General features: G+C 55.6%; 3 protein-coding genes. 1 reads left to right on the top strand and 2 read right to left on the bottom strand.

The window, feature by feature from the left end; all coding sequences use genetic code 11:
- On the top strand, window positions 1-651 hold a 651-nt coding region (locus ACXJ5O_RS24260), incomplete at its 5' end, for a helix-turn-helix transcriptional regulator (protein ID WP_457302138.1).
- A 3-nt stretch (window positions 652-654) separates the two neighbouring features.
- On the opposite strand, the gene ACXJ5O_RS24255 is transcribed toward ACXJ5O_RS24260, so the two are convergent.
- Together ACXJ5O_RS24255 and ACXJ5O_RS24250 are read right to left on the bottom strand one after the other, a co-directional pair.
- Complete coding sequence (locus ACXJ5O_RS24255; RefSeq protein ID WP_114429814.1) at window positions 655-936, bottom strand: transposase; 282 nt, start codon at window positions 934-936, stop codon at window positions 655-657.
- A 101-nt stretch (window positions 937-1,037) separates the two neighbouring features.
- Window positions 1,038-2,474, bottom strand: coding sequence for an HlyD family type I secretion periplasmic adaptor subunit (locus tag ACXJ5O_RS24250; protein WP_457302137.1), 1,437 nt, complete (start codon window positions 2,472-2,474; stop codon window positions 1,038-1,040).
- Window positions 2,475-2,476: the final 2 nt, after the last annotated feature.

The raw sequence follows: 2,476 nt of genomic DNA, 5'->3' as shown, positions 1-2,476 counted from the left end.
ATCGTAAGACTCCTTGCGCACGAACTTGCGGGCTGGGATTTTATCGACATGATGGGCATCGAGAACCTCGATAGCGCCATTGGAATGGATGTGCGTCTAGTTGCGCTGGATGTGGCGGGAAGAAACGTCGAAAGCTCCAGCTTGCACAATGACCTTGCGGCAATATCCGAGCTCTTTCCCGAAGCTGCGATCGCACTTTTGTCCAGCACGGACGATTCTGCTATGGCCTCCCATGCGCTGGCGATGGGAGTTCGCGGGTATTTCACGACGTCGCTGCCCATTGAAATAGCGATTGCCGGGATACGGCTGGTTCTTGCAGGCGGCATATTTTGTCCAAATCCGCTCGGCACGTTTGCTACCGAGATGCCAAAAAGCGACAGACCTCCTCCCCGCGAGAACCGGACAAACGGTAATGGACATGCACGTTACTTAAGCGTTGCGGACTTTACGCCCCGCGAGGCGGACGTCCTTGCGGAATTGCAACGCGGTCACCCGAACAAGGTGATTGCGGGAAAGCTCAATCTGTCGGGTAACACCGTGAAAATGCACTTGCAGCACATCATGCGCAAACTCAACGTCCAGAATCGGACTGAAGTGGTCGCGCGGTTGGGTCAGGCACCGTCCACGGATCATGAATACACCGCCTCGTGAGCCCTAGGCATTTCCCCTTGATGGCGTATTGGCAAGCATCTCACTGAGTGTCGCTGCCGCCAGCATAGCTTCGGCCAACAGCTTCTTGAGCTTCTGGTTCTCATCTTCCAGGGCCTTGAGCCTCTTCACGTCAAAGCCGGCGTTTCTGAGTTGCAAGGATTGCCACCGGTAGAATGTGGGCTCGCTGATACCGTGTTCGCGGCATAACTGCGCCACGCTCATTCCGCTGCGATGTGCCTTGAGAATGTTCATAACCTCGTCATCATTGAATTTTCTTTTACTCATCGCATCGCCTCCCTCCGACAGTATGAGTTCACGACCTAGAAGCGCGGAGCTTGATGGAATGCCGTACTGGCTTCACCACCATCGACTGATCAAATTCCTGCTCAATCCTCGCGGAACGCCCTGTTGAAACTGTCTATGAGCGGACGAACCGCATAGAAGGCCACAGTGCTTTCTCCCGTTTCAATCAAGGTCTGGGCCGGCATTCCGGGGACCAAACCAACATTCTGCATCTTTGGCAGCCGCTCATCCGTCACTCGGATTGTCGCCGCGTAGTAGGGTAGACCGGTCGCCTTGTCGACAAGACGGTCCGCGGAAACATATTCGACGAAGCCTTTGAGCAGCGGGACACGGCGTTGATTGTATGGGAGGAGGTGAACCTGTGCGGACAGCCCGGAATGCACGAGGTTGATATCTTCAGGACGGACATGCGCGGTGATGATAAGCCGTCCTTCACGCGGGACCAGATCCACTAGCGGTTCGCCAGCACCGATGACGCCGCCCGCCGTATGGATGCGCAGATCCATGATCACGCCATCTTCCGGGGCCTTGATTTGTGTCCTTGAGAGTTGATCATCGATCGCCCGAAGCCTTTCACTCAGCTGCATTATCTGGCTTTCCGCGTCGCGCAAACCCTGCGCCACCTCGTTTAATCGGTCGTTCTCAATTTTGACAAGGTATGCCTGACTCTCGCCTATCACCTGATAGGCTCGCGAAATCTGCGCAATCACCTCGCCGAGCTGACCATCTATGTCGGCTTTTTCGCGCCCAAGATTGAGAAGCCGGCTCTTTTTCTCGATGCCTTTTGCAACAAGCGGCGTAACAGCGGCAAGCTCCTGCCGGGCGATCTCCGCCCTTTGTGTCAGTCCAGCCTTTTGCGCCGTAAGGCCCGCGATCTCCTGCTGTACTTGCTCCATTTTGCTCTGGGTGATTGCGATTTCGGATCGCATAACCAGCCTGCGCGTCGCGAAAATGCGCTGCTGGCCTATCAGGATGCTATCAACTGCGGGATTCGTGGCCCTGATGGACTCGAGATCCGCGGGATACACGACGTTACTGCTGCTTGTTCGCTCGGCAGTCAGGCGCGCATGGTTTGCCTCGGCATCCCAGAGCTGCCCCTGCAAGGCGTCACGCTCGGAACGAGATTTTGTATCTTCAAGCTGAATCAGGGTCTGTCCGGCTTTGACTGCGTCGCCATTCTTGACGAGAATTTGCCGGACAATACCACCTTCAAAATGCTGGATCGTTTTACGGCTCGATTCGGGTTCAACCACGCCCGAGGCGATGGCAGCGCTCTTCAAAGGCGCAAAGACAGACCAGGTGCCGAAACCAACGATGAAGGTGCAAATCAAAAGATTGCCAACCAAGGCGACCTTGCGGAGCCTCGGCATGGGGGACACTGGTGCCAAGGCTGTCGAGGTGTTTGGTGTCGGGGCATAGGTCAAAAATCGTTTTCTGATTCCTGACGTTTCGACGGCGTGCCGAATTGTGGTCAAAGCGCCTGTAAATTTCTCCGGAATGCCGAATTGAACGAGGGCCATGG

The sequence above is a fragment of the Phyllobacterium sp. P5_D12 genome (genome assembly GCF_054049495.1).
The sequence above is the reverse complement of the archived record's forward strand: the minus strand, read 5'-3'. Positions and strand labels throughout refer to the sequence as shown.